The organism is Amycolatopsis sp. (assembly GCF_036008905.1).
Taxonomy (GTDB): domain Bacteria; phylum Actinomycetota; class Actinomycetes; order Mycobacteriales; family Pseudonocardiaceae; genus Amycolatopsis.
In genome coordinates this window covers 1-25,596 of the sequence record NZ_DASYMU010000256.1, presented here as the reverse complement: position 1 = coordinate 25,596, position 25,596 = coordinate 1, and the positions used below count along the sequence as shown (strand labels likewise).

Below are 25,596 nucleotides of genomic sequence, written 5' to 3'. Positions count from 1 at the left end.
TACGACACCGGTGAAGCGTCGACGGAACAGGGCGCGCTGCCGTACATCGTGATGGAGTTCGTCGAAGGCCGGACGCTGCGCGACATCGTCAAGACCGAAGGCCCGATGTCGCAGAAGCGCGCCATGGAGGTCATGGCGGACGTCTGCGCGGCGCTGGACTTCTCCCACCGTCACGGCATCGTCCACCGTGACGTCAAGCCCGCCAACGTGATGATCACGAAAAACGGCGCGGTCAAGGTGATGGACTTCGGTATCGCGCGGGCCATGCACGACGGCCAGTCCGCGATGACGCAGACCGCCGCGGTCATCGGGACAGCCCAGTACCTCTCCCCGGAGCAGGCACGCGGCGAGCAGGTCGACGCCCGGAGCGACGTCTACGCGGCCGGTTGTGTGCTCTACGAACTCGTCACCGGGGAACCCCCGTTCACCGGTGACTCGCCGGTCGCGGTGGCGTACCAGCATGTCCGGGAAGACCCGAACCCGCCGTCGTCGGTGAACCCGGCGGTGTCGCCGGAGCTGGACGCGGTGGTGCTGAAGGCACTCGCGAAGGGCCCGGCGAACCGCTACCAGTCGTCCGCCGAAATGCGTTCCGACCTGGTGCGCACCTTGTCCGGCCAGCGCCCGTCGGCGCCGATGGTGATGTCGGAGGATCTGCGTACGCAGGTCATGGACTCCGACCGCCGCGTCCCGCAGCGCTACGAGGAGTTCGCGGACAGTGACCCGGAGGAAGACGCCCGCGCCAAGCGGAAGCGCCGCACGCTGATCGGTGCCGCACTGGCCGGCTTCGGTGTCCTCGCGGTGCTGCTGATCCTGTTGCTCTCGGGTGCGTTCAACCAGGCGGACCAGACGGCGACCATCCCGTCGATCCTGGGCAAGACCGAGGCCGTCGCCAAGGAGCAACTCCGCGGTCTCGGTTTCAACAACTTCACCGACCCGGACAAGCTGGTTGTCTGCGGTGGCGACCCGATACCCGGCCAGCCCACCTGCACCGAGAACGACATCGGCAAGGTCATCGCGATCGAGCCTGGCGTCGGCCAGAACGTTTCGACGGCGACCAAGCTCACGCTGACCTTCGGGGCGGCGCCGACCAAGGTCACGGTCCCGGACCTCACCGGTCTCGACCAGGCGGCCGCCACGGCGAAACTGGCCGAGGTCGGGTTGAAACTGGATCCGTTGATCGGCCAAGAGGCTCCCAGTACCAGTACCGACTCCAACTTGTACGGCACTGTCACCAAGCAGAACCCCGCGGCGAACAGCCAGCTCGAGGCGGGCAAGTCAGTCAAGATCACGATCGTCGGCACGCCTCAGACCAAGACGCCCAACGACTGCACCGGTCAGCAGTACGACGTGTGCAAGGCCGGGCTCGAGGGTCAGGGCTTCACGGTCCAACAGAAGCCAACGCCTTCTGAGCTGCCGAAGAACCAGGTCATCTCGCAGACGCCGAATGGCGCCGCGGTGCCGGTGGGCACGAAGATCGTGGTCACCGTTTCCGACGGCTCCAAGGTGCCGTTCGACATGCCGGACCTGGTCGGCATGACCCAGGACCAGGCGCTCCAGAAGCTGCAGAGCCTCGGCTGGTCTGGCCAGGTCAACACCAAGCCGGACAGTTCGGGCAGCAGCAGGGACGCGGGCAAGGTCAGTAAGACCGATCCCGCGGCAGGTTCCAAGATCACGAAGAACCAGACGGTGACGCTCACCGTCGTCGACGGCAACAATCCGACGACGACGACCAAGACTTCGGGCGGTATCGGTTTCCCGTAGCCACTGAGCACACGAACGACTGAGGGCCCTCTGGATTCCAGAGGGCCCTCAGTCGACCGGTTCAGCTGTCGGCGTCGAGGAAGTTCTGGACGGCGGTGAGCACATCCTGCGCGTCGGCGGCCGTACCGCAGTCGAGTTCGAGCTCGTCGGTGTTGCCGGACCGTTTGATGCGCAGCGAAACCTTTTCGGCTTCTTCCCGGCCGCCGAGCCAGGCGAACAGCGAGGTGCAGAACGTCGCGGCGGAGCCGCTGGTCACGGCCACCACCACGGAGTCGTCTATCCCCGCTCGCGGCGAGACTTCCGCCAGCCGGACACGGCCACGCAGTTCATCCTCGTCGCGGAGCCAGGCCGCGAGTTGCCGAAGCTCATCGCCCGCCCCGGCGACACTGATGGCAACGATTCCGGAGGTCACAGATTTTCCCCTTGCGGCGCGGACCGAAGCTCTATGCATGACTTCGGAGAGTGACGAATGGGCGAGGGTACCTCGGCATCCTATCGACCAAAAGAGGCCAAACAGGTAATTGCGTAGTGCAAATTGCAGCTAGGCCCCAAAACAACTAGACCATTAGAAGCAATATTTAGACTACGGCGGCCTTTTGTAGTGTCTTGGTGTCGTTCTCCAGCTCGGTGACGATTTCTTCGGCGACCGGGTGCCCCGCACCGGCCATCCAGTTCGCCAGCAGCCGGTGGCCACCCTGGGTGAGCACGGATTCCGGGTGGAACTGCACGCCCTCGAGCGGCAGCTCACGGTGCCGCATACCCATCACGACGCCGGATTCGGTGCGGCCGGTGATCTCGAACACATCGGAGATCGTGTCGGGCAGCACAGTCAAGGAGTGATATCGGGTGGCGGTGAACTCGTCGGGCAGCCCTGCGAGCACCCCCGCACCGGCGTGGATCACCTTGCTGGTCTTGCCGTGCAGAAGCTCGTGCGCGCGACCGACGGTGGCACCGAAAGCCACTCCCAATGCCTGATGTCCGAGGCAGACCCCGAACATCGGTACACCCGACTCGGCACACTTCTTGACAACATCGATGCTCTGACCAGCGCGTTCGGGCGTACCCGGCCCGGGCGAGACGAGTACGCCGTCGAACTCGGGGATCCTGTCGAGGTCGACGGCGTCGTTGCGCCAGACCGTGCAGTCGGCACCGAGCTGGGCCAGATACTGGACCAGGTTGTAGACAAAACTGTCATAGTTGTCGACGACGAGCACGCGCATAGGCCCAGCCTAGCGGGTCTTACATGCTGGACCGTACGGCAGATCACAGTGAAAGTTAGGTCGACCTAACTTACCGTTGCAGAGTGACCCGTTCCCTTCGCGTAGCCATCGTGGGCGCAGGGCCCGCCGGCATTTACGCCGCCGATATCCTGGACAAGTCCGACGCTGACGTAAGCATCGACATCTTCGAGCGCATGCCGGCGCCGTTCGGCCTGATCCGCTACGGCGTGGCGCCTGACCACCCGCGGATCAAGGGCATCGTCACCGCCCTGCACAAGGTGCTCGACAAGCCGGGCATCCGCCTGCTCGGCAACATCGACTACGGCACCGACATCAAGCTCGACGACCTCCGCGAGTTCTACGACGCGGTGATCTTTTCGACCGGCGCGTCCACGGACCGCCCGCTCGCCATCCCGGGCGTCGAACTGGACGGCTCCCACGGCGCCGCCGACTTCGTCTCCTGGTACGACGGCCACCCGGACGTCCCGCGCACCTGGCCGCTGACAGCGACGAGCGTGGCCGTGCTCGGTGTCGGCAACGTCGCCCTCGACGTCGCCCGGATCCTCGCGAAGACCGCCGACGAACTGCTCACCACGGACATCCCCGCCAACGTCTACGAAGGCCTCAAGGCCAGCCCGGTCACCGACGTCCACGTCTTCGGCCGCCGCGGCCCGGCGCAGGCCAAGTTCACCCCGCTCGAACTGCGGGAGCTCGACCACTCGCCGAACGTCGAGGTGATCGTCGACCCCGAGGACATCGAGTTCGACGAAGGCAGCATCGCCACGCTTCGCGCGTCGAAGCAGGTCGACATGGTCGTGAAGACGCTGCAGGAATGGGCGATCCGCGACCAGGGCACCCGGCCGAAGCGCCTGCACCTGCACTTCTTCCACTCGCCGACCGAGGTCGTCGGGGAAGACGGCAAGGTCACCGGCCTCCGCACCGAACGCACCGAACTGACCGGCGACGGAAACGTCCGCGGCACCGGCGAATTCCACGACTGGGACGTCCAGGCCGTGTACCGCGCTGTCGGTTACCTGTCCTCGCACCTGGCCGAGGTCCCGTTCGATCACCAGTCGGGCACGGTTCCCAACCAGGCCGGCCGCGTGCTCGACATCGACGAGAACCAGCTGCCCGGCGTCTACGTCACCGGCTGGATCAAGCGCGGCCCGATCGGCCTCATCGGCCACACCAAGGGCGACGCCGCCGAGACGATCGCGAGCCTCCTCGCCGACGCCGATAATCTCGTCCAGCCCGCGCACGCATCGCCGGACGCGATCCTCGACTTCCTCACCGAAGGCGGCGTCCCCTTCACGACCTGGGATGGCTGGGCCAAACTCGACGCCTACGAGCGCTCCCTCGGCGAACCGCACGGCCGCGAGCGCATCAAGGTCGTCGAGCGCGAAGAAATGGTCCGCGTCTCGCGCGAATAATGGTTTCCCAGGGAAACCGGTGAGCCTTTTCGGGGGACAACCCCGCGTTTCCGAGGAACGATTCGGATTCGCGGGGTTATTTTCGTGCGATGGAAGATCGCCAACCCACCGTTCGCGGCCGAGAACTCGGCGACGAACTTCGCGCCGCGATGAAGAAGGCAGGCATGGGCGTGCGGGAACTCGCACGCCGGCTCGACTGGTCACATCCCCGGGTTTCCCATCTGCTGAGCGGAAAACGCGGCGGTAGCGAGCTGGATGTGATGAGCGTGCTCGTCGCTTGCAAGGTTGAGCTCGAAGAGCGCGAGAGGCTGGTTAAGCTCTGTCGCGAGCTAGGAACCCAAGGCTGGCTACAACAATACGATTCACACCAGTCCAACCAGCTGAAAACCCTGGTGGACCACGAAAACAAGGCCACCGGTCTCCGTGACTTCCACGTCGGCGTGATGCCAGGCCTGCTCCAAACCGAGGGCTATGCCCGCGCTCTATTCAACAGAAGTCCGGTCGTCACGGACCATCAAGTAGAACCACGAATAGCCGCACGAATTTCGCGTCAAAATATTTTTGACCGATATCCGCGACCAGAATTCACGTTCTTCATCCATGAATCCGTGTTGCGGCTCCCAGTCGGCGGCTCAGAGGTGATGGCCGAGCAGCTCTACCACCTACTGCGGATGACTGTGCGGCCCAAGCTGGAGCTGCGGATCGTCCCGAACCGTATCGGCTCACATCCTGGAATCACAGGCTCGTTCACCGTTATGGAGTTCGCCGCCTTCTCTCCGGTGATCTACCTGGAGAGCGTGGGCTCGGCAGTATTTCTTGAAAACTTGGACCAGGTCGCCACCTACGAAGTCATTCTGGCGGCGCTAGCGGACACCGCACTCAGCGAGGCAGACTCGAAGGAGTTGATTGTCGCTTTGACGACAGAGCTGTACGCGGACCGAGAGGACCACCATGACAGCGAGCACCTGGCGAAAGAGTAGCTACAGCGGCGACGAAGGTGGCTGCGTCGAAGTGTCACCAGTACCCGCAGACGTCCAAGTCCGAGACACCAAAGACCGCGCCTCCGGCTCCCTCACCTTCGCCACCCTCCCCTGGCGCACCTTCCTCACCCACGTCACCCGTTCGGACTAACAAAAGGGGTATCAAGGGAGCTTTACTGCCGCCTGGCGATAGTAAAGCTCCCACGCTCCCGCCCTCCCCACCGCCGAATCGCCCCACCAGCCCCACTCGCCCCAAAAGGTGCCAGATCAGCTCCCCAAGTAGGCGAGGACGGCCAGGACGCGGCGGTTGGTGTCGTCGGAGGGGCCGAGTTGGAGTTTCGAGAAGATGCTCGCGGTGTGCTTCCCGACAGCGCCTTCGCTGACGAAGAGCCGCGCGGCGATCGCCGCGTTGGAGCAGCCTTCAGCCATCAGGCCGAGGACTTCGCGTTCCCGGGGAGTCAAGGCAGACAACGGATCCGTGGCGTTTCCGGCGAGGAGTTTCGCGATCACCTCGGGGTCCATCACCGTGCCGCCGCCGGCGACCCGGTGGACCGCGTCGATGAACTGGTCGGCGTTGAAGACGCGGTCCTTCAGCAGGTATCCGATCGCGCCGGTGCCGTCGGCGAGCAGTTCGCGCGCATAGAGCTGTTCGACGTGTTGTGACAGCACGAGAATCGGAAGACCCGGAATTTCGCGGCGCACGGCCAGCGCGACTTGGAGGCCTTCGTCGGTGTTCGTCGGCGGCATCCGGACGTCGACCACGGACACGTCCGGCCGGTGTTCCAGCAGCGCCTTGTGCAATTCCGGGCCTGAACCCACCGCGGCGACCACGTCGAAACCGTGTGCTGCCAGCAGATGCGTCAGTCCGTCGCGGAGGAGGTACTGGTCTTCGGCGAGGACGGTCCTGAGTCGAGCTGGCAAGGAATCTCCATCGTCGCGGTCGTGGCGCCACCGGGTGGACTGACCAGCGTCAACTTACCGTCGAATGCCCCTAGTCGACGCTCGATTCCGCGCAAACCGCTGCCACGGGCCGGGTTCGCGCCGCCGAGACCGTCATCGGTCACCGTGACCCGCAGGGCACCGCCGTCATGGCCGAGTTCGATCGTCACCTCGCGCGCTTCGCCATGTTTCACGGCATTGGTCAGTAGTTCGCACACTGCGAAGTAGACGCAGGATTCCACCGGAGGCTCGACTCGGCCGTCGAAATCCACCACCACGTCGGCTTTCAGCGGGCTGTCCAGCGCGACCGCACGCACCGCGTCGACGAGCCCGCGTTCGGAAAGGACCGGCGGCTGGATACCACGGACGAGTTCACGCAGCTCCGTCAACGCTGTCGACGACGACTGCCGCAGCTCGGCCGTCAGTCTCTTCGCCTCAGCCGGATCCCGGTCGATGAGCGCTTCGACGGCACCGAGTTTCATGCCCATGGCCACGAGCCTGGACTGGACGCCGTCGTGCAGGTCGCGCTCGATGCGTCGCAGCTCCTCGGCTTGGGCGTCGGTCGTGTCGGTGCGGGTCCGCTCCAACCTGCTGACGCGCTGAGCCAGTCGCGAGGCCTCCGTCGAACCGAGGAACAGCCGCCCGAAGCGTGCCTGCAGTTTCACGAGCCATGGCGAGAAAACCACCGGGACGAAGATGAGCGCCAAGGCGATCGGCGTCGCGAGCAGCGCCTGGCCGTTCGTGGTGATCTCCGGTAGTCCTAGCAGGCTGAACATGGTGATCTTGACGGTGTCACCGCTGCCCCAGATCTGGCTGATCGGCCGCCAGAGCCACAGCGTCTGCAGCGCGATGAAGCCGTAGCCGACGAGCGCGAACACCGGCAGGCACAGCAACGCCGACACCAGCGGATTCAGCACAGCCGACGCCACATCCCGCCAGGTCGCGCGGTCCTGGATCATCGATTTGAACCGCGACATCCGCGCCGGCCACCACGGGTCCTCGCTCAGCTGCTGGCCGAACTGGTACATCCCGTCCGCGCGCCGCACCGGGAACGGCGGTGGTGGGAGGTACGGCCGGTCGATGCGCACGCCGATCCACTCCGTCGACACCCGCCGGAACGTGTCGGCGACCGCTCTGGAGGATTGCGTCATCGTCGGGAAAAGCGGCCAGGGGCCAAGGAAAACGACGAACTGCGGCGCCAGCATCACCAGCTGGGTGACCGCCAGGCCGAGCAGCGCGAGCTGGTGCCAAAACGCCTCGAAGTGCTCGTGCAGCCACCGCCGCACCCCGGATCGGGTGCTCGGCGGACGCTCAGGCGCCTTCCTGAGCAGCCACGAGGTCCATCGCCCGTACCAGCGCAACGCGAGCGGGCCGGTCAACCCGGTCACCACCGGGAGAAACACACTGACCAGCGGGTTCAGGATCAGCCAGCCCAGGTCGCGACCGGTCGCCGGATCATCGCCGATCCAGTCGAGTTTGAAGAAGATCTTGGGCCAACGCGGGGTCTTGTAGAGGCTGTTCTCCCGCCGATACCAACCATCGGGTTCGCGCTCGGGCTCCGGCGGTTCGGGGCGGTACGGCGCCGGGATGTCGATTCCGCACCATCGCCCGGCGAGCTCCCGTGCGGTGACGGCTCGACGTCGTGCGTAGAGGACGGCTGGTGCGAAAAAGAAGAACAAGCCCAAGCACAGCAGGCAGAACGACACAAAGACGACTGCCAGGTCGAATACCCCGGCGAGCGCCAGTCCGAGCAGCGCGAAGGCCCGCCTGATCGACTGCCAGTACTTGGTCACGTCCTGAAGTCTGGCTCATCGCGGCCGGTGAGCGCAGTAGGCCGAGGCCCACGGCTGGGGTGGGTCTAGCCCCACCCCGACTGGGGTTTCAGACGGATTCTGACGACGTCCGCCGCGTCCTAGCTTTTTCGTATGCCCATCGTCGAAGTCAAAAACCTCCGCAAGAGCTACCCGGACAAGATCGCCGTCGAAGACGTTTCGTTCCACGTGGAACGTGGCGAGATCTTCGGCATCCTCGGCACGAACGGCGCCGGGAAGACCACGACCGTCGAGTGCCTGCAGGGACTGCGCCGCCACGATTCCGGCTCGGTCTCGGTGCTCGGCCTCGACCCGCACAAGGATCGCCGGGCACTGCGCGAAAAGCTCGGCGCGCAACTCCAGGCGAGTGAGTTGCCCGAGAAACTCCGCGTCAGCGAAGCACTCGACCTGTACGCGTCGTTCTACCGCGACCCGGCCGATCCCGCGAAACTCCTGACTCGGCTCGGCCTCACCGACAAGCGCCACTCGTACTTCAAGGACCTCTCCGGCGGCCAGAAACAGCGCGTCTCGATCGCACTGGCGCTCATCGGGAATCCCGAAATCGCCGTGCTCGACGAGCTCACCACCGGCCTCGACCCACATGCCCGCCGCGACACCTGGAAGTTGATCGAAGGCATCCGGGACAACGGCGTGACGGTCATCCTCGTCACCCACTTCATGGACGAGGCCGAGCGCCTCTGCGACCGGATCGCCGTCATCGACGCCGGCCGCGTGCTGGCCCTCGACACACCCGCGGGCCTGAAGACCCGCGCGAACGAGTCCACTTTGGACGATGCCTTCGTCACGCTCACCGGCCGGAACTGAAAGGGAAACACCATGAACGCGCTCGCGAAAATCACCACGACCGAACTGAAGCTCTACCTCCGCACCCCGGCCTGGATGCTCCTCGGCGTCCTGTTCCCGGCCGCGCTCCTGCTCGCCGTCGGCATGATTCCGGGGATGGACAAGCCATACGAAGGCGGCGCGCGGTTCATCGACGCTTGGGCGCCTTCGCTGATCGTCATGTCGATCACGCTGCTCGGCCTGCAGGCGATTCCCGTCTATCTGGCTTCATACCGGGAAAAGGGCGTCCTCAGACGTCTCGCCACCACACCGGTGAGCCCGGCGAACATCCTCATCGCGCAGTTGGCGATCAACCTCGCCATCGCGGTCGTCGGCACCGGCCTGCTCCTCGTGATCGGCGCGGCGGTGTTCGACATCCCCGGCCCGCGAGATCCGTTGGGATTCCTGCTCGCCTTCGTTCTCGGCACCGGCTCGGTGTTCGGGCTCGGACTGCTGACGGCCGCGCTCGCCCGCACCAGCCGGAGCGCCGGTGGGCTGGCGATGATCGCGTACCTCCCGATCATGTTCTTCGGCGGCGTTTACCTCCCGCGCCAGTTCCTGCCCGACGTCGTCCAGCAGATCGGCAAGTTCACTCCACCGGGCGTTCAGGCTTTGCAGGATGCCTGGACCGGAGCCGGTCCGCAGCCACTGCAGCTGGCGGTGTTAGCCCTGTTCACCGTAGGAATCGGCGCATTGGCCGCACGAACGTTCCGCTGGGAGTAAGCGTCTTCCGCCAAACTGGTGATGATGATCGTTTTCTCTTGTGGCCGGGTCCGCGGGCGGGTAGCCAGGTAATAGAGCGGCCGCCCGCCAGGCGGTCCGCACCATCAGGTCGACCACGGAGGTTCGATGTCTCTCGATGTTTCGCCCGCATTGCTCGAAAAGGCCGCGCGCGGCGAGGTGGACGACGCCGAGTTCGTCGCCTGCGTCCGGGATTCCCTTCCGTACGCCTGGGAAGTGATCACCACGGTGATCGCCGACCTCGAAGGTGCGCCGGACGGCTTCGCCGACCACGAGACCCCGCCGCCCACCGAAGCCGAGCGCGGCCAACTGCTTCGCGCGCTGGCGTCGGACTCGATCCGCGGTGGTCTCGAACGGCACTTCGGCGTCAAGCTGGCTTTCCAGAACTGCCACCGGGTCGGCGCGTTCGCACCGTCGCAAGTGGACAGTAAGCGGTACCGCGAGTTCATCTCGGTCCGCGGCCAGCTGCTCAACCAGAGCCCGGAACTCAGGGACTGCTAGCGCGCAGCACGGGCAACACCTCTGCGCCGATCCGTTCGATATTGGCCAGTGTGCTTTCCGGCGCACCGGTGGCTTCCACCATCATGATCACGTGGGAGACGCCGGTGCGCCGCATGCTGCGGGCCAGTACCTCCACGCAGTACTCCGGGCTGCCGACCGGGTGGATGTCGCACAGCATTTCGGTGTACGCCACCGGATCGCGCGTCGGGCCTGACCGCCCGTCGACGGTCACATGCGCGTCGAAACCGGCCTTCAGCCACGCGGGCAGCGTCTCACGCACCTGCCGGACGGCGGTTTCCCGATCGTCCGCGACCTGACACAACACCGTCGACACATGGCCGGCGTCGGAATCGCCGTACTTCTCGACAGCCGCGCGCTTCGAGTCGTCATCGGCGTGCATCCCCAGCAACATCGGCAGTCCACGCGCGGCCGCGAGCCGCACCGCGTCAGACTTCGCGTCGCCGCAAGCGACAACCACCGGCGGCCGGTCCCGAGACTCCAGCCGAGGCACCATCGGCACCTCACGGAACGCGAAATGCTCGCCACTCGCCTGGACATCGCCGCCGCGCATCGCACGCAGCAACAGATCCAGGCTCTCCTCGAATCCGCGCTCGTAGCGATCGAGCCCGGTGCCGAACACTTCGAGATCCTGCCAAGCGCCGCCGCGTCCGACACCCAGCCGGAACCGCCCGTCCGCGACGGCGTCGAGCATCGCCCACTGCTCCGCCAGCGCCACCGGATGCGCCGTGGACAGCACGCTCACCGCGGTGCCGATCCCGATCGACCGCGTGCGGCCCAGCGCGTGCGCGGCGAGCGTGACGGCCGACGGGCACACGCCGTACGGCATGAAGTGGTGCTCGGCGAACCACGCGTCGTCGAACCCGGCCCGCTCGGCGACCTCGACAGCCTCGACGGACCGCCGCAGCGCGGCCGCGTCCTCCTGACCAGGAAACCGCCCGGTCAGGAGGAAAACCCCGAACCGCACTACTGAACGGCGACTTCGTTGAACGGCAGCATCGGCTCGACCCACGGGAACACGACGAACATCAGCAACGCGACGACACCGGCGACGAGAATCAGCGCTGTCACGGCCTTCGCGGCTGTCGGGCCGGGCAGGATCCGCCAAATCCAGGCATACATCAGATGTTGTCCCCGATCTCCTTCAGCACGTCCTGGTAGCCCGAGCCGGGCGTCTTCTGCCACTGCTTGACGAGGACCGAGTGGATGATCAACCGCTCGCGCGCGGAGAACTGCGGATGGCAGGTGGTGAGCGTCAGCAGCGAAGCCCGCGAAGCGACCGGCAGGACGTCGACGGCTCGGTACGGCACCGGCGAAACGGCGTCGCCGCGCGTCGGCAGGACGACCTTGCGGCCGACGGTGTCGCCGTACGCGCCGCCGCCGGGGACGTTCGGGTCGCGCAGCGTCGAGACGCCCTTGCACTGTGGCTCGGCACCCTTGCCCGTCGCCCAGTCCTTGACCTCTTCTTCATGCGGCAGCACGCGGTAGAGGAAGAACGCCGTCTGCGTCTCGACGACGATCGCGTTGCACGAACTCAGCTGGTCGAGGTCGTTGAACGGCGCGCCCTTGCCGACGCGGTGGCCGGCGACACCGAAGTTGCCCGGTTCGCCCGGCAGCGCGGTGCCCTTGTAGTGCCCGGGCCCGACCTCGAGCGACTTCTCGCCGACGCCTTCCTGGATGGTGAAGTGGTAGTCGGCGCCGAACGACGGGATGTAGAGGCGCGCGAACGCGGCGCCGTCGATCAGCTCGGGGTGGAGTTGCCTGTCCTTCTCCCACTGCTGGTCAAGGACGGTGCTGGCCTCCGCCTGCTTTTCGGCCGAGAAGAGATCGGTCACGTAGAGCTCGTAAACCACGAAGAGCAGCACCACCAGACCCGCGGTGATCAGGAGTTCGCCGATCGTGCGGACGGTCACGGCCGCCGCGCCGGAACCCTGCAGCGGTTCGGCGATGGTCGCAGTGGCGCCAGGGCCTTCGAACTCTCTGTCACCGGACTCGTGCGTGGCCACACAAGCTCCTTTCAGGTATCAAACGTGTGCCCTGAGTCACATCGATGTCATAACTAGGACGAAAGGACCGCTCATCCCTGGTGCTCAGCCGGCCTCGATTACGTTAACGTGTGCACGAGGCGCTGGTTGCGCACCCGAAAGCGGGAACATCGTTGCCAGCCGAGCCACCAGCACGCGAGGATTCAGATGCCGAAGTCCAAGGTCCGTAAGAAAACGGCGTATACCCCGCCGACCGACCGCCGCACGCCGGTGAAGGTCAGGGCAGCAGGCCCGTCACCCTTGTTCTACAAGATCGTGATGTTCGGCCTCATGCTGCTCGGCTTGGTGTGGCTGGTGGTCAACTACATCGCGGGCGACAAGATCGGGTTCCTGATCAGCCTCGGCAACTTCAACTTCGCCATTGGGTTCGCGCTGATCATCACCGGTCTTCTCATGACGATGCGGTGGCGCTAGCACGTCGCTCCGACAGCGAATTACACCGATGTGACTCATCCCCACTGTGGATAGGTCCTGTGGATAACTCCTCGACAAGCTGGGCGCCCCGACCTGCGCTTCTTGTCTCCGGATGGGCCGTTGCGGCCTTGATGGCGGCGGGCGCTCTCTTCAGCGCGCTCTCCGACGCCGAGCCCATGGGCGCCGTTCTGTTCGGCCTGGCCGCGATCGCCTGTGGCGCGTTCGCGGCCCACGGAACCCTGGTGCGGCCGCGCCTCACGGCCGACTTCCACGGCATCAGCACGCGCACGATGTCGGGCACGGTCAAGCTCGACTGGGCGCAGGCACGCGTGCGCCTGCGCACCACCCGGCGGCTCGGCCGCGACGGCGTCACCCTGGAAATCGACGGTGACGACCACCTCGTCGTACTCGGGTGGCTGGAGCTCGGCGAAGACCCGCGAGACGTCCTGGACGTCCTCAGCGCCCTACGCGCGCGCAGCTAAAGCTAGGTCGACTGGCCGGGGCCGTCGACGCAGACCACCTGGTTGCGCACCAGCGTGCAGGTCTGGCTGCTGAGCTGGTTGTCCCGGTAGAAGAACATCGCGATCATGGCGACCGTCACCAGCACCAATGCGCCCGCCTGCCACGCGGCTCGCTTCTTCAGTGGCGCGAACACCAGCCCCACCATCGTGATCGCCCCGATGACAAAGCCGCCCAGGTGACCGAACAGCGAGATGCCCGGGATCGAGATGGTGATGATCAGGTTCAGCGCGATCACGCCGATGACCTGCGTCGGGTTCATTTTCAGCCGCAGGATCGCGATCAGGATCGCGCCGAGCAGGCCATAGATCGCCCCGGACGCGCCTGCCGTCCCGACGCCTGGGTCGGCGAAGAGGTAAACCGCGACCGAGCCGCCGATCAGCGACATGAAGTAGACGATGGTGAACCTCAGCTTGCCGAGCAGCAGCTCCAGGTCCTTGCCGAGCATCCACAGCGAAAGCATGTTCACCGCGATGTGGATCAAGCCGTAGTGCAGGAAGCCGGACGTGATCAGCCGCCACCACTCGCCGTTGAAGGCGACCGACGGGGAGAACATCACGCCGTCGGTGAACAGCTGGGAGGCGTCGTTGTTCATCGGGCTCTGCGCCTGCACCGCGGTGATCAGGTACACGAGCACGTTGAGGGCGATGAGCACCGGCGTCACGATGGCGCGCTCGGAGAACCGGGCGCCGACGATCGTGCGCGAGGTCAGGCCGGCGGCGTCGTACTGCTTGCGCTGAGTGCGTTGCTGCCGCTGGCCGCTCTGGACGCAGTCGATGCATTGGAAGCCGACGGCCGCTTCACGCAGGCAATCCGGACAGGCCGGGCGGCCACAGCGGGAGCAGCTCAAACCGGTCTGCCGGCTCGGATGCCACCAGCAGCCGGGCAGGGCGGACTGCTGAGGGGGCTGGGGTTGGGGAGGCTGGTTCACGATAAAACCAACCTACCCAAAAACGCCCGAATCAGCCTTCACGAGTGACGCCGTATGCGTCACCTGTGATGTGAAAAAGATCAGCGCGAGACGCTGACCTTCTCGATCACGATGTCGGACAGCGGCCGGTCGGCCTGACCGGTGGCGGTGCGGCCGATCGCGTCGACGACGTTGCGCGACTCCTGGTCGGCCACCTCGCCGAAGATCGTGTGCTTGAAGTTGAGGTGGGTCGTCGGCGCGACGGTGATGAAGAACTGCGAGCCGTTCGTGCCGGGCCCGGCGTTCGCCATCGCCAGCAGGTACGGCTTGTTGAACTGCAGCTCCGGGTGGAACTCGTCGCCGAACTTGTAGCCGGGGCCGCCGCGGCCGGTGCCGGTCGGGTCCCCACCCTGGAGCATGAAGCCTTCGATGACCCGGTGGAAGATCGAGCCGTCATAGAACGGTCCGGCCTTCGAACCCGAGGCATTGGCCTGGGTGTATTCCTTGGTGCCCTCGGCGAGACCGACGAAGTTCGCCACGGTCTTGGGGGCATGGTCGGGGAAGAGATTCAGGTGGATGTCACCTTGGTTGGTGTGCAGCGTGGCCTTCAACGCCCCACCAACGAGGGATTCATTGCTATCAGTCACAAGACTCATCGTGCCATCTGCGGCAGGATCCCCCGGAAAGGGGCACGATAGGTTACAAGCAACAGAGCAAAATCAAAACGAATGATGAGGTGAAGACCATGACTCGGGCAGCGGATACGGCTAGTGAGTCGGTCAAGACCGGCTTGCTTGACCTGCGTAAACGAGCCGTTGAGGCTGGTAAGGCGGGTGCCGAAGCGGCCGCTGAAGCCGTCGAGGCGGCTGAACACAAGTTCTCCGAAAGCAGGGGCGAGGTCGTCAAGACCGGTCGTCGTGCGCGCAAGAAACTTGCCCGCAAGACGAAGCAGTCCCGTGGTGAGCTCAAGCGCAGCTCCGCGGCAGCGCGCAAGGAAGCGCTCGCTCGCGTGGCTGACCTGCGCAAGCCGGGTCGCAAGGCCAAGAAGGCCGCGATCAAGGCCGCCAAGGCGTCAGGCAAGTCGAAGCGTCGTGGCAAGAAGGACTTCAAGAGCGCCAAGAAGGACTTCCGCGCGGCTCTGATCGAGGCGAAGTCGACGGCCAAGGGCACGCGCAAGCGTCGTCGCTGGCCGTGGCTGCTCGGCCTGGGCGCGGTCGCCGCGGGCACCGCGTACATGTTGCGGGCGAAGCAGGAGCCGCCCGTCGCACCGGCACCGCCGCGGGCCACCCCGCCGAAGCCGGCGCCCCCGGCCAAGCCGGCCCCTCCGGCCGCGAAGCCCGCCCCGGCCAAGACCGAAACGAAGCCGAAGCCCGGCGCGCCGGCGAAGCCGCCCGTGCAGCGCAACGGCCAGCAGGCGTCGACGACGACCAGCTCGGAGAAGAAGAACTAATTCCCCCACCCTCACAGGGAGACGCTCTGCGTCGCAGTATTGAAAACTAACGAAAGCAGGGCCCGGGAGGCGAATCCCGGGCCCTGCTTTTGTTGTGTAGCAATAAAGATCAAACAGCTCAGACGGCTGCGGCGTGCTTGTCGATCAGCTGGCCGAGCCGGGGAAGCGCCTCTTCGACGTTCTTCTTGCCGTTCGGGCGAAGCTTGCCGTAGACCTTCTTGATGCTGTCGCGGCTGCTCTTCTCCGCGCGAGCGTCGGTAACCCCGAGCAGCGCGTCGGATGCCTCGTCCGAACGGCCGGTCAGGTAGGCACCGAAGTCGTTGCCACCAGAGGTCCTGTAGTCACCGTAGAACGGCTCAAGCGCGACAGCGAACTCGTCGAGCAGGGTGTCCACGGCCGCGGGGATGATGCCCGGCTTGATCTTCTTGACCGCTGCGAAGCCGGTCTTCACGACGGCACCGGAAACGCCGCCCTTGTCCGAGACCTCATCGTCGACCAGAACCTGGAGGTCGGTCACGACGGCCGGACGCCTGCTGGAGTCAAGCAGGATTTCCTTGAGGGTGTCAGCCACGAATATCTGTCCTTAACCGATCGAAAGTGCACGATTTGTTTCGCCGCTCCGGCACACCGTAAGTGATTCACTAGGCGTAACGGACACGGGCGGTGCGCTAGTCCTCGACGTCTGCGCGTGCGCATAGGGTAGTACAAGATCAACTTCACTCTTACGTGTGGAGTCAACTACTTACAGCTTCAGCCCGGCGATAGCCTGCTTGGCCACCGTCCGCGCTTTTACGCTCTGCTCCTGATTGGTCGTGACGACCACAGCCGCGCCGTCTTTCGAGACCGCGTAGAGCGCGCCGGTGTCGATTTTTTCGTAGCCGCCGCGCCACCCGGCCGGCTCCGTGGCCGGGTTCGAAGTGTCGACGGGCGCTACTTGATCAACCAGAGCCTTCGCCACCGCGGGGTCGCCGACGTACACGCGAACGGTCAGTTGAAGGCTCGCATTCAAGGAGTAGAAGAAGCACGACGGATGTGGCTGGTCGACAGAGGTCTGGACCTTTGAAACCCGCTGCCCGTTCGCCTGCGCGACGAAATCGCTGGTCAGGTAGGGACAAGGGCCCCCACCCGTCGGCTCGGGCGCGGGCGGAACGACCGGAACCGACACGGAAGGACTAAGTCCTGAGGCACTTAACGACGTCGCAACAGGCGGTGCGGAAGGCGCGGCCGTTTGGGTACAAGCGGCCAGCAGCAGGCCCAGAATCGGAACGAAAATGACGCTGCGTCGCATAACACGGCCAATCTGCCAGAGGCGCGGTCTCTAACGGACCAGGTCGGTGGTTCAAAATTCACCAAGTATCGGATCAATCACACAAAGTGTCGCGGTGTGATGTTCGCCACTCCTAGTCTGGGCGCTCCCCCACCCCGACCCATTGGGAGCGTCCCATGAAGCTCGTCGACCAAGGCCGCGAACACGCGCTAGCCGTGTACCGCATCGTCCTCGGGTTCCTGTTCTGCTGTCACGGCGCGAAACTCCTTTTCGGCATCTTCGGCGCGAAGGGACCGGTCACGTTCGGTGTCTGGCCGAGCTGGTGGGCGTCGATGATCCAGCTCGTCGGCGGCGCCGCCGTCATGCTCGGCATCGGCACCCGGATCGCCGCGCTGCTGTGCTCCGGCTCGATGGCCTACGCGTACTTCTCCGTACACCAGCCGGACGCGCTGCTGCCGATCGAGAACGGCGGGGAGATCTCGGCCATCTTCGCCTTCGGCTTCCTGTTGATCGCTATCCTCGGCGCCGGCAGCTGGGCGCTTTCGTCGGTGTTCCAGCGTTCCACGGCCGACGGCCCCGCCACGCCTTCGACCGCCCAGATGGAAACCGCGAGCTGACCCCACCGTGACGGGGGCGCGTGGGACGATGGCCGACAGCGATGTCGTCGTCGAGGAGGCCCACGCGTGCTCACCCCGGAGCAGTACCTCGGTGCGGTCGCCGAGCGCATCCAGCGCAGTGGCGGCCGGCTGAATTCGGTGCAGATCGGTCCGGCGACCGCCGTCGTCGGGCTGTTCACCGAGTCCGTGATGTTGTCGACGATGAACTACTGCGTGATCGCCGCCGCGGTCCCCGAAGTCAGCGCGGCTGCCCTGCACGACTTCACCGGCCGAGCCACGCAGCATGCCCGCGCGAACGTCATGGGCACCGTCGGCTTGACGGCGGCGTCGGTGGTGATCGCCGGGCTGGTCAGCCCCCGCGTGTACCCGGACGCGGCGCAGGTGGCGTCGGCGAAGACCGGCAACCAGTTCGGCGGCGAGACCAGGATGGTCGCCGTCGACACCACGGCCGGGCAGATGTACGCCTTTGTCGGCAAGAAGCTCTGGGGCGCGGCGATGCACGGCATGATCAACGCGAAACTGCAGTTTTGCTTCCCGCAGCCCGCCGAGGTCTACGCACAGCTGCAATGGCAGGCACAGCAGGGGCAGGTTCCGCCCATACAGCAGGCACCGATGCCGCCGCAGCCACCGCCGGGATGGCAAGCGCCGCAACAATATCCGCCGGGCCACCAGCAGCCGCCGGGCTATCCGCCGCACCAGCCCTACGGACAATGACATGGCCATCCTGCGCGGCTGGCCATCGTTCCCAGAAGAGCTGCCGGTGTTCGATCCACTCGAAGCGCCGCGGACGCCCCAACAACTTTTCCTCAACTGGCTCGACGAAGCCGGCGAGCACGTCCTGGCACCGCACGCCGTCACGCTGTCCACTGTGGATAGTGAAGGCGCGCCGGACGCCAGAGTCGTGATCCTGAAGGACGTCGACCACGCCGGTTGGTACGTCGCGAGCAGCGCCGAAAGCCCCAAAGGCGTCCAACTGGCCAAAGATCCCCGCGCGGCACTCACGTTTTTCTGGCCGGGCCGCGGCCGTCAGGTCCGGCTGCGCGGCCCGGTGTCGACGACGTCGGCGGAGGTGTCGGCCGCCGATTTCCGTGACCGCCCACCGGCTTCACGCACCGAAGCACTGATAGGGCACCAGTCGGAGATCCTCCGGCACCCCGACGACCTGCTGCGCGCCGCCGAGGAAGCCGCGCGTCGGGTGGCGGAAGACCCGGACGTGGTCGCGGAAGCCTGGACGCGCTACCTCATCGCTCCGGAGTCGGTCGAATTCTGGCAAGCCAGTCACGACCGTCGGCACGTGCGCCTGCGCTATCGCCGCGGGGACAGCGAAGACTGGGTGCGAGAACAGCTCTGGCCGTAGGTAACGTTGTGACCTTTTCACCGGTCAGAGGTACCCGGCGAAGCATTCGGTATGCGCACAATCGTGCATGCGCCCCCAGGTGCTCACGCTCGCCGTAGTCCTCGCCGCGGTCGCCGCCACCGGCGGTTCCACCGTCACCGCCCCAACCCCGCCCGCCGACACGGGCTACTTCGCCGAGCCCCGCCTCGCCGACCCGCACCCGTGCGCGGGCCAACCGGGCTTCACCTGCTCGACGTTGACCGTCCCGCTCGACTACGGCGGCCAGATCCCGGGAGCGCTGAACCTCCGGATCGCCACCGCCGACAACGCCGGCGCTCCCCGAGGCGTACTGCTGTTCCTGACCGGCGGCCCAGGCCAGGCAGGCGTTCCGGTCATCACGCGGCTCGCCAAGCAACGCCTGCCCGAAGTCGCCGCCAACTACCGCTTCGTGATGCTCGACCAACGCGGCACCGGCGAATTCGGCGCGATCAACTGCACCGGCCTGCAAACCCAAGTCGGCAGCTCCGACATCGCCGCCCCCGCCGCCGACGCCGTCACCCAATGCGCAGCCCAGTTGGGCAACCGCGCGCCGTTCTACAGCACCGACGAAACCGTCACCGACCTCGACCGGCTCCGGCAGGCCCTCGGCGTCGAGAAAATGACCGTCGACGGCGTCTCCTACGGCTCCCTCACCGCCGCGCGTTACGCCGTCTCCCACCCACGCAACGTCAGCAAACTGGTACTCGACTCCGTACTCCCACACCACGCCACCGCGTCGGATTCCTTGTATCTCAACGCTTTACGAGCCACCGCGCGCGTCCTGCGCGACGCCTGCGGCCCTGGCTGCGAGTCCGACCCGGCAGAAGACCTGGCGTGGCTGGTCCGGCACCGAGACACCACCGGCGGTGTCCGCCTGTTCGACCTGGTCGTCAGCTACGAATACATCGACCCGCGCTACCGCAATCTCATCACCGCCCTACGCGTCGCCCGCGCCGGCGATCCGACCAAACTGGACGGCCTCCTCACGAACTTCATGCCCGGCGGCGACAACGTCAAGCAATTCAGCTCCGGCCTGCACGCCGCGACCCTCTGCGCCGACCAGCGCTTCCCTTGGGGCGATGCCTCAACCCCGTTCCCGTCCCGTTTGCCGATGCTCAAACTCGCCGAAGCTCGCCTGCCCGACACCTGGCCGTTCACCCCCGAGGTCGCCGTCAACCAGGGCATGCTCAAAACCTGCCAACCTTGGCCCGCTCAACGACCCGCTTCGAATCCCGCTGGGCTGCTTCCGGACGTGCCGGTATTGCTGCTGAGCGGCGACCGCGACTTGGCGACGCCGTTGGAGTGGGCGCAGCAGGAAGCTTCGGTGGCTCCGCAAGGGGAACTCGTTGTGGTGAAGGGCGAAGCGCACTCGATCCAAAACCGCGAACTCGGCCACGCGGGCCGCGACGCCGTCATCGAGTTCCTCTCACGATAGTCGAGCGACAATCATTTGCGGCCAGGCTTTAGCTGGGTGGAACGTCGAGGCCCGTACCAAACGCAGAAGGCGATCCCGGACGGGAATCAGACTCGGCGAGGATCACCTTATGCTTGGTGGCGCTCGGCCAGCTGGCGCCGTGCCCAGCGAAACCCGCATCGTGAGCGGCGAACTGGAGGAAGAGAAATCCGGCGCCGATCCCTAGGCCGACGATGATGAACATGATGATGAAGCGAACGTCGCCGCCGGAAATGATAAAGGGAATGCTGAACCCGCCCAGGCCGATGGCGAAGCTGACCACCATGCCGATCCATCGGTGCGACCGCCTGCGACGCGTGGCGGCGACGCTGTGCACGGTGTAGTTCAGTGGCGTGCTGCACACCGGGCATCGAACCGGCCAGTGACGCGCGGGGCTGCCGTCCTCGGGTCTCGTGACTAGGTAGTTCCGGCCCTCGTAGCCCCAGGAGACGGTATCGAACGATGACGGCCGTCCCCAGAATTGCATGCGATGCGAGACGGACGTCCACTGCTTCTGCCCGATCGGGGGCGCCACCAGCCCTTCCCCTTCCAGCCGGCGGTCCGTCCCCTCCGGGACGGATACGTTCCTGACTCGAGGATGGCATCCAAGCACATCCCTCGTCTGCGCCACATTGCCCTTTCTGCACGGGCGTGTCCAACCGGGGGACCGGGAATAGCCGGCCTGCGACCACTGCTTGTGATCATAGGCCGCGAGGAATGGTCACCTGCGTGCGCTCGAATCATCAAGGGTCCGGGGCTCCCGCTCGGTGAGCGCGAGCAGACCGGCTGGCAAGGCGATCGCGACGCCGAGCGCGACCATGAGCAGTGTGGCGGTCGACGGCGCGAGGTGATCGAGCATGGTCAGGTGTACGAAGAAGTGCGGGACCGTCCAGGTCACGTACATGACGAGCGCGGTCCGAGTCATCCACTGTCCCATGTGGATGGTCGCGGCGCCGAGCACCACGGCGCTGGCAAGCGTCATGGCACCGTAGTCACGCATCAGGTGATCGTTGTAGGCCATGCCCATGCCGACCACCTCAAGCGCGAAGAACCGCGCCGGGAGGAACAACGCCCACACGCCAACGACGAGCTGAGTCGCGGCGAGAAACCCCAGACCGACGCGAAGCCACCGCCGCATCACCGGCTCCGTCCGTGTGCCCGGTCTCCGGCCAGGAAGTCGTCGAACGTGATCCGCCCGGCCGCCCGATTCGGGGTCAGGTGATGGCCCGCGCGATAGTCCCGGATCGCCTTGCCGGGCAAGGGAACCGCCCACACCGGCCGACGACGCCCGATTGCCCGGAGGTAGCTGCGGGCCAGTTCGGCGGCCTCCCGCACCTGCGGGCCGCCGATGTCCGGCACCCGGTTCGCGGCCGGTCCTGCCGCGAACGTGACCAGTTGGTCGGCCACCTCCGTGACGTCGATCGGCTGGAAATGCACCTTCGACGGCATCAGCGTCACCGGCAGCAGGCGCTGGACATCGCACATGGTGACGATCAAGTCGTGGAACTGGGTCACGCGCAAGATCGTCCACGGCAACCCGGAGTCCTCGACTCGCCGTTCGCACGCCAGCTTCGCCCGGTAGTAGCCGAGCGCGACTTTGTCGATACCGACGATCGACAGGTACACCAGGTGAGGGTGGCCCGCCGCTTTCGCGGCCTCGATCAGGTTGTCGGTTGCGGCCACATCACCTCGCCCGTTGGTGGTCGCCAGGTGGATGATCACGTCCGCTTCGAGGGCCGCGCCGGTCAGCCCGCCGCGGGTGCGCAGATCACCCACCACCCAACGATGAGCGGCCGGCTCGCGCTTCCTGCGGGTCAGCACCCGCACGTCATGGCCTGTATCGAGCAGCCGCGGCACCAGCGCGCGCCCGAGCCGTCCGGTGCCGCCGGTGACCAGAATCTGTTTCGCCATATCTCGCTCCGTGGTGGCTGGAATCTCGCCTTGCACCACTAGGAACCGAATGGCTCCTCGGAATGTGACACCGCAGCCAGTTGCGCGCCGACGAACCGGAGCTTGTCCGGGTTGGCGACGATCCGGATGCCGGTAATCCGGCCGTCCGCGATTTCTGGCACAAGGACACCGAGCAGCGTGGATGCGAACCAGCCAAGTACCGCCGGAGTCCCGTTCACCTCGCAGATGGACACCGTGAGACCTTCGACATACCGGCTGGTGACGGTCGCCAGATACCGCGCGACCTTCGCCGCGCCGCGCACCGGCAACCGGGCGACACCGAGCGTGCCGCCACCGTCGGCGACCGAGGTGACGTCCTCGGCGAGCATCCGCTCCAGGCCGGCGAGGTCACCGCCACGGGCGGCGTCGATGAACCGCTCGACCAGCATCCGATTCTCGGCGGCTTCGCCCGCGGACCCCGGCGTCCGGGCGACTGACAGCCGTTTCCGTGCCCGGCTGTGCAACTGCCGGCAGTTCGCCTCCGAAAGCCCGACCAGCTCGGCCACCTCGCGATGGCTGTAGCCGAACGCCTCACGCAGCACGAAAACCGCCCGCTCCCCTGGGCCGAGCCGTTCGGCGAGCACCAGGAAGGCCAGCGATACCGTGTCCCGTTGCTCGACCGTCTCCATCGGCCCCAGCGCGCTGTCGGAGGTCAGCACGGGCTCCGGCAGCCACGGTCCGAGATAGCGTTCCCGACGACTCGGCGCCGACCCGAGCCGGTTCAGGCACAGGTTTGTGGTGACCTTGACCAGCCACGCGGACGGCTCCTTGACCGAGCCGGGTTCGGTGCGGTGCCACCGCAGGAAAACGTCCTGAACGACATCCTCCGCGTCCGCGGCCGAACCAAGCATCCGGTACGCCAAGCCGAACATCCGTGGCCGCTGCTGCTCGAATTCCAAGACCGGCGCGGATCCGGGCTCCTCCGCTGGGCGGTTCACGGCCGTGATTCTCGCACGACACCGCCGACGACCTTGATCACCATCGCGCGCGCTCCGCGGCGAGGTGCCTTTATCGCTGACACCTGTCCAACGAGCCGAGAGTTCGGGATGTACCACGTTGTGGAGCTGAGGGGAATCGAACCCCTGACCCCCGCCTTGCAAAGGCAGACACGCGCCTGCGGGCCGACCTGCGAGTACTCCCGGCAACCCTCTACCTGCCGATCTATCCGGCCGTCCCCGTGAGTCCCCGCCGATCACCACTCCCCCGGGCACAAGAGGGGCACGACGGGGCACACTACGGCTGAACCAGTCGGCGGCCTGGTTCAGCCGTAGTTACACCAGTGACATAGAGAGAGTGTGGAAAGTACAGGTCATCAACATCCGCCTCTTCCTTGTCACTCCTGTTTGCACAGGTCAGAAGCCCTAGAGTGACGGAGTGACAGGTGTGACAGCCTGAATACGTCCCGGCCGTCACCGCCTTAGTGGGGACCTAGATTCGCTGTAAATCAGACGGCTCGACCTTCGGGGGTTCGAATCCCTCACTCGCCACACCATGGAAAACGCCCCTTGCCCGCGCTCAATCATCGCCGGAGGAGCGAGCGGTGTCCCGCAGTCGTAGTGCTGGAGTCTCGTTGAGTTTCAGGATTCCAATAGCCTGCACGCTCACCTGGGCGCCGTTAGCGACCGAGTGCAGGATCCCGTTGTAGACGAGATCCCAGATACGACGGTCACGTTGCAACTCCTCGAAGCTACGGCTCAGGCCTAGATCCTTGTCGTAGAGGAAAAGATGGAACGTCGTTCCGCCGTAGGAGACGTCGATCTTCTTCAGCTCGTAAAGATCGACCCACAATCGTTTCTTCACGCCCCAGCGGGCACGCTCCACCATGAACCAGTCGGCTCCGGCCGCATAGGTCAGGTAGCTGAACGGACCGGCAGTGAGGATGGTGCCGATGACGACGAACACCCACATTTGCCAGTATCCGAATGCGGCCAACCCGTCTCCGCTGAACAGCGAGATCCCAGCCACGATCGCGAGCATCAGCCCAACGCCGGTCAGCACAAGGACGGCCTTGCCCCGCGGACTTTCTCGGTGCCAAGCCAGCACCGGTCCTAGACCGGGGGGCGGCTCAGGCTTGCGCGAGAGCCTGGTTTCCCGGTTCGGGTCGTTCTCGGGTGCGCGGCCTTCACCCCGGAAATAACTCAACCCGTGTGGCGGAAACGGTTCGCCAAGCTGAGAATCGGGACGCGGCGGCAGGCTTTCCGGACCTGGCTCATCGCCCAGCGACGGTTTGGGCGTCATATGCTCCGGCCTCTCGCTCACTTCGGCACCAGCCAGTCGGCGACAGCTTGTCCGCCGATGGCCCCGGCGATCCCACCGACCGTGCCCACCACGAACGATCCCACAGGCCCCAGCGGCGCACCGTATACCGCCCCGGCCAGTGCACTGGCACCCGCCGCGCCGAGCGCACCACCCGCGATCAACCCGCTTGTATCGGCGGCAGCCTTGCCCCACGATTGCTCGCCCTTGGACGCGCTCCACACCTCAGAGCCCGCCGTGATCAAGCTGCCAACATACGGCATACCTTTCAGAACCTTTTGCCCAGTTTGGAGGCCGACACTCGCTTCAGCGGGCAGCATGTGAACAGACTTTTTGCCGGGGTATGCGGAGATCAGGCTCCGGATCGGCTCAGGCACCCTCTCGACGTACTGCCCGAACTGCTGCGCTCTTGTCTGATAGGCAACTTTATTGGCACGTGATTCGTCGGCCGCCCATTGGAGGAGCGCCTTGTCCGACGCAGTCATGGTGAGCTGGGTACCGTTGGCCCAGTTCTCGAAGAACAAGGCGCTACCCTCCGCTCGGCCAGCCTTGAGGAGGGCTTCCATACGCGGGTTCTCGAACGAACTGATGTAGCCGTTGACGCGAGCGATCGTCGTGGTGCCGAGTTTGTAGCCGTCGATCGACACTCCCGGTCCATCCGGTGGCACCACGGACTGCTGGAGCGCCTGGTGCGCATTGCCCTCAGTCGTGCGGGCAGCGTCCACAATGGCCTTGCACTCGTTGTAGACCGCGATCTTGGTGTTGTAGTCGGCAACTAGAGCGTTGTATGCCTTGATATCCCCGCTGTAGGTGCCAACCACCTGGTTCAGGTTGTCAGCGGTGCACACCTCAACCGGCGTACCCGGTTGCGGCATCGCCACCGGGTCGGGCTCGACGATGAACGGCCCCTGAACGTTTAACCTGCCCGCCATGGCTTTGCCGATCGCTTCCTGCATTCGAGCGACCACAGCATCCAGCGAGGACGCGAAGTCCCGCAAACCCCGCTCGGTGCGGGAAGCCCAGTCGGCCATCTGGTCGGCGACCACATCGACATTGCTGATCGAGTCTTGGAACGCTTGGCTGGCTGGCCCCTGCC

The 25,596-nt window shown here is 65.7% G+C and carries 30 protein-coding genes, 1 tRNA gene and 1 pseudogene; 14 read left to right on the top strand and 18 right to left on the bottom strand.

Annotation, left to right across the window (positions count from 1 at the left end; translation table 11 throughout):
- On the top strand, positions 1–1,761 hold a 1,761-nt coding region (gene pknB, locus VGP60_RS41260; RefSeq protein ID WP_327553682.1), incomplete at its 5' end, for a Stk1 family PASTA domain-containing Ser/Thr kinase.
- A gap of 61 nt (positions 1,762–1,822) precedes the next feature.
- Here pknB and VGP60_RS41255 read toward each other — a convergent pair.
- Together VGP60_RS41255 and VGP60_RS41250 are read right to left on the bottom strand one after the other, a co-directional pair.
- Entirely contained in the window at positions 1,823–2,173 is a 351-nt protein-coding gene (locus VGP60_RS41255; RefSeq protein ID WP_327553681.1) for an effector-associated constant component EACC1, read from the bottom strand.
- Positions 2,174–2,339: 166 nt separating this feature from the next.
- Complete coding sequence (locus VGP60_RS41250; protein WP_327553680.1) at positions 2,340–2,981, bottom strand: aminodeoxychorismate/anthranilate synthase component II; 642 nt, start codon at positions 2,979–2,981, stop codon at positions 2,340–2,342.
- Positions 2,982–3,091: 110 nt separating this feature from the next.
- Between VGP60_RS41250 and VGP60_RS41245 the strand changes: the two genes are divergently transcribed.
- The 3 genes from VGP60_RS41245 to VGP60_RS41235 all read left to right on the top strand — a co-directional run bounded on the left by VGP60_RS41245 (position 3,092) and on the right by VGP60_RS41235 (position 5,542).
- The gene (locus VGP60_RS41245) at positions 3,092–4,411 is read left to right on the top strand and encodes an FAD-dependent oxidoreductase (RefSeq protein ID WP_327553684.1); all 1,320 of its coding nucleotides are present in this window, start codon (positions 3,092–3,094) and stop codon (positions 4,409–4,411) included.
- A gap of 89 nt (positions 4,412–4,500) precedes the next feature.
- The gene (locus VGP60_RS41240) at positions 4,501–5,391 is read left to right on the top strand and encodes a helix-turn-helix transcriptional regulator (protein WP_327553679.1); all 891 of its coding nucleotides are present in this window, start codon (positions 4,501–4,503) and stop codon (positions 5,389–5,391) included.
- Positions 5,363–5,542: a DUF397 domain-containing protein gene (locus VGP60_RS41235; protein ID WP_327553678.1), complete on the top strand. Its 180-nt coding sequence runs from the start codon at positions 5,363–5,365 to the stop codon at positions 5,540–5,542. The genes VGP60_RS41240 and VGP60_RS41235 overlap by 29 nt, the downstream gene beginning before the upstream one ends.
- Before the next feature lie 116 nt (positions 5,543–5,658).
- Here VGP60_RS41235 and VGP60_RS41230 read toward each other — a convergent pair whose 3' ends face one another.
- Positions 5,659–6,312, bottom strand: a complete 654-nt coding sequence (locus tag VGP60_RS41230; RefSeq protein ID WP_327553677.1) for a response regulator transcription factor — start codon at positions 6,310–6,312, stop codon at positions 5,659–5,661.
- Positions 6,252–8,123, bottom strand: coding sequence for a sensor histidine kinase (locus VGP60_RS41225; RefSeq protein WP_327553676.1), 1,872 nt, complete (start codon positions 8,121–8,123; stop codon positions 6,252–6,254). Before VGP60_RS41225 ends, VGP60_RS41230 begins: the two co-directional genes overlap by 61 nt.
- A gap of 132 nt (positions 8,124–8,255) precedes the next feature.
- Here VGP60_RS41225 and VGP60_RS41220 point away from each other — a divergent pair, with 132 nt between their 5' ends.
- From VGP60_RS41220 to VGP60_RS41210, 3 genes are all read left to right on the top strand, one after another.
- Entirely contained in the window at positions 8,256–8,966 is a 711-nt protein-coding gene (locus VGP60_RS41220) for an ABC transporter ATP-binding protein (protein WP_327553675.1), read from the top strand.
- 12 nt (positions 8,967–8,978) lie between these two features.
- Positions 8,979–9,707, top strand: coding sequence for an ABC transporter permease (locus tag VGP60_RS41215; protein ID WP_327553674.1), 729 nt, complete (start codon positions 8,979–8,981; stop codon positions 9,705–9,707).
- A 126-nt stretch (positions 9,708–9,833) separates the two neighbouring features.
- The gene (locus tag VGP60_RS41210; protein WP_327553673.1) at positions 9,834–10,226 is read left to right on the top strand and encodes an SCO5389 family protein; all 393 of its coding nucleotides are present in this window, start codon (positions 9,834–9,836) and stop codon (positions 10,224–10,226) included.
- Here VGP60_RS41210 and VGP60_RS41205 read toward each other — a convergent pair.
- The 3 genes from VGP60_RS41205 to VGP60_RS41195 are packed head-to-tail and all read right to left on the bottom strand — an operon-like array spanning position 10,213 to position 12,193.
- A complete protein-coding gene (locus VGP60_RS41205; protein WP_327553672.1) occupies positions 10,213–11,211 on the bottom strand; it encodes an LLM class flavin-dependent oxidoreductase in 999 nt (332 codons plus the stop codon). The two genes, VGP60_RS41210 and VGP60_RS41205, sit on opposite strands and share 14 nt — an antisense overlap.
- On the bottom strand, positions 11,211–11,366 hold the full coding sequence (locus VGP60_RS41200; RefSeq protein ID WP_327553671.1) for a hypothetical protein: 156 nt from the start codon (positions 11,364–11,366) through the stop codon (positions 11,211–11,213). The genes VGP60_RS41205 and VGP60_RS41200 overlap by 1 nt, the downstream gene beginning before the upstream one ends.
- On the bottom strand, positions 11,366–12,193 hold the full coding sequence (locus VGP60_RS41195) for a class E sortase (protein ID WP_327553683.1): 828 nt from the start codon (positions 12,191–12,193) through the stop codon (positions 11,366–11,368). The genes VGP60_RS41200 and VGP60_RS41195 overlap by 1 nt, the downstream gene beginning before the upstream one ends.
- 243 nt (positions 12,194–12,436) lie before the next feature.
- On the opposite strand from VGP60_RS41195, the gene crgA reads away from it, so the two are divergent.
- Positions 12,437–12,703: a cell division protein CrgA gene (crgA, locus tag VGP60_RS41190; protein WP_327553670.1), complete on the top strand. Its 267-nt coding sequence runs from the start codon at positions 12,437–12,439 to the stop codon at positions 12,701–12,703.
- Positions 12,704–12,834: 131 nt separating this feature from the next.
- Complete coding sequence (locus tag VGP60_RS41185; RefSeq protein ID WP_327553669.1) at positions 12,835–13,185, top strand: PH domain-containing protein; 351 nt, start codon at positions 12,835–12,837, stop codon at positions 13,183–13,185.
- Between the two features lie 2 nt (positions 13,186–13,187).
- Here the strand turns inward: VGP60_RS41185 and VGP60_RS41180 are convergent, their stop codons facing one another.
- Both VGP60_RS41180 and VGP60_RS41175 read right to left on the bottom strand, forming a co-directional pair.
- Positions 13,188–14,153 carry a rhomboid family intramembrane serine protease gene (locus VGP60_RS41180; protein WP_327553668.1) on the bottom strand — a complete coding sequence of 322 codons (966 nt, stop codon included), beginning with the start codon at positions 14,151–14,153 and terminating at the stop codon, positions 13,188–13,190.
- Between the two features lie 80 nt (positions 14,154–14,233).
- A complete protein-coding gene (locus VGP60_RS41175) occupies positions 14,234–14,788 on the bottom strand; it encodes a peptidylprolyl isomerase (RefSeq protein ID WP_327553667.1) in 555 nt (184 codons plus the stop codon).
- A gap of 89 nt (positions 14,789–14,877) precedes the next feature.
- Here VGP60_RS41175 and VGP60_RS41170 point away from each other — a divergent pair, with 89 nt between their 5' ends.
- On the top strand, positions 14,878–15,582 hold the full coding sequence (locus tag VGP60_RS41170) for a hypothetical protein (protein WP_327553666.1): 705 nt from the start codon (positions 14,878–14,880) through the stop codon (positions 15,580–15,582).
- A 118-nt stretch (positions 15,583–15,700) separates the two neighbouring features.
- Here VGP60_RS41170 and VGP60_RS41165 read toward each other — a convergent pair whose 3' ends face one another.
- Both VGP60_RS41165 and VGP60_RS41160 read right to left on the bottom strand, forming a co-directional pair.
- Positions 15,701–16,153 carry a DUF6918 family protein gene (locus tag VGP60_RS41165; protein WP_327553665.1) on the bottom strand — a complete coding sequence of 151 codons (453 nt, stop codon included), beginning with the start codon at positions 16,151–16,153 and terminating at the stop codon, positions 15,701–15,703.
- 171 nt (positions 16,154–16,324) lie between these two features.
- On the bottom strand, positions 16,325–16,870 hold the full coding sequence (locus VGP60_RS41160; protein WP_327553664.1) for a DUF2020 domain-containing protein: 546 nt from the start codon (positions 16,868–16,870) through the stop codon (positions 16,325–16,327).
- Positions 16,871–17,025: 155 nt separating this feature from the next.
- Between VGP60_RS41160 and VGP60_RS41155 the strand changes: the two genes are divergently transcribed.
- The 4 genes from VGP60_RS41155 to VGP60_RS41140 all read left to right on the top strand — a co-directional run bounded on the left by VGP60_RS41155 (position 17,026) and on the right by VGP60_RS41140 (position 20,276).
- Entirely contained in the window at positions 17,026–17,466 is a 441-nt protein-coding gene (locus VGP60_RS41155) for a DoxX family protein (protein WP_327553663.1), read from the top strand.
- 66 nt (positions 17,467–17,532) lie between these two features.
- Entirely contained in the window at positions 17,533–18,180 is a 648-nt protein-coding gene (locus VGP60_RS41150) for a hypothetical protein (protein WP_327553662.1), read from the top strand.
- A 1-nt stretch (position 18,181) separates the two neighbouring features.
- Entirely contained in the window at positions 18,182–18,823 is a 642-nt protein-coding gene (locus tag VGP60_RS41145; protein ID WP_327553661.1) for a pyridoxal 5'-phosphate synthase, read from the top strand.
- A gap of 67 nt (positions 18,824–18,890) precedes the next feature.
- Entirely contained in the window at positions 18,891–20,276 is a 1,386-nt protein-coding gene (locus tag VGP60_RS41140; RefSeq protein WP_327553660.1) for an alpha/beta fold hydrolase, read from the top strand.
- Between the two features lie 28 nt (positions 20,277–20,304).
- Here the strand turns inward: VGP60_RS41140 and VGP60_RS41135 are convergent, their stop codons facing one another.
- From VGP60_RS41135 to VGP60_RS41105, 7 genes and pseudogenes are all read right to left on the bottom strand, one after another.
- Positions 20,305–20,829, bottom strand: coding sequence for a hypothetical protein (locus VGP60_RS41135; protein WP_327553659.1), 525 nt, complete (start codon positions 20,827–20,829; stop codon positions 20,305–20,307).
- 186 nt (positions 20,830–21,015) lie between these two features.
- Positions 21,016–21,432 carry a hypothetical protein gene (locus VGP60_RS41130; RefSeq protein ID WP_327553658.1) on the bottom strand — a complete coding sequence of 139 codons (417 nt, stop codon included), beginning with the start codon at positions 21,430–21,432 and terminating at the stop codon, positions 21,016–21,018.
- Positions 21,432–22,205, bottom strand: a complete 774-nt coding sequence (locus VGP60_RS41125) for an SDR family oxidoreductase (RefSeq protein ID WP_327553657.1) — start codon at positions 22,203–22,205, stop codon at positions 21,432–21,434. The genes VGP60_RS41130 and VGP60_RS41125 overlap by 1 nt, the downstream gene beginning before the upstream one ends.
- A 38-nt stretch (positions 22,206–22,243) precedes the next feature.
- Positions 22,244–23,182 carry an RNA polymerase sigma-70 factor gene (locus VGP60_RS41120; protein ID WP_327553656.1) on the bottom strand — a complete coding sequence of 313 codons (939 nt, stop codon included), beginning with the start codon at positions 23,180–23,182 and terminating at the stop codon, positions 22,244–22,246.
- Between the two features lie 121 nt (positions 23,183–23,303).
- Positions 23,304–23,383, bottom strand: a tRNA-Ala gene (locus VGP60_RS41115).
- Positions 23,384–23,759: 376 nt separating this feature from the next.
- Positions 23,760–24,503, bottom strand: a complete 744-nt coding sequence (locus tag VGP60_RS41110) for a hypothetical protein (RefSeq protein ID WP_327553655.1) — start codon at positions 24,501–24,503, stop codon at positions 23,760–23,762.
- Positions 24,500–25,596: pseudogene (locus VGP60_RS41105) on the bottom strand (hypothetical protein); the annotation flags it as partial. The gene VGP60_RS41110 and the pseudogene VGP60_RS41105, both read right to left, overlap by 4 nt.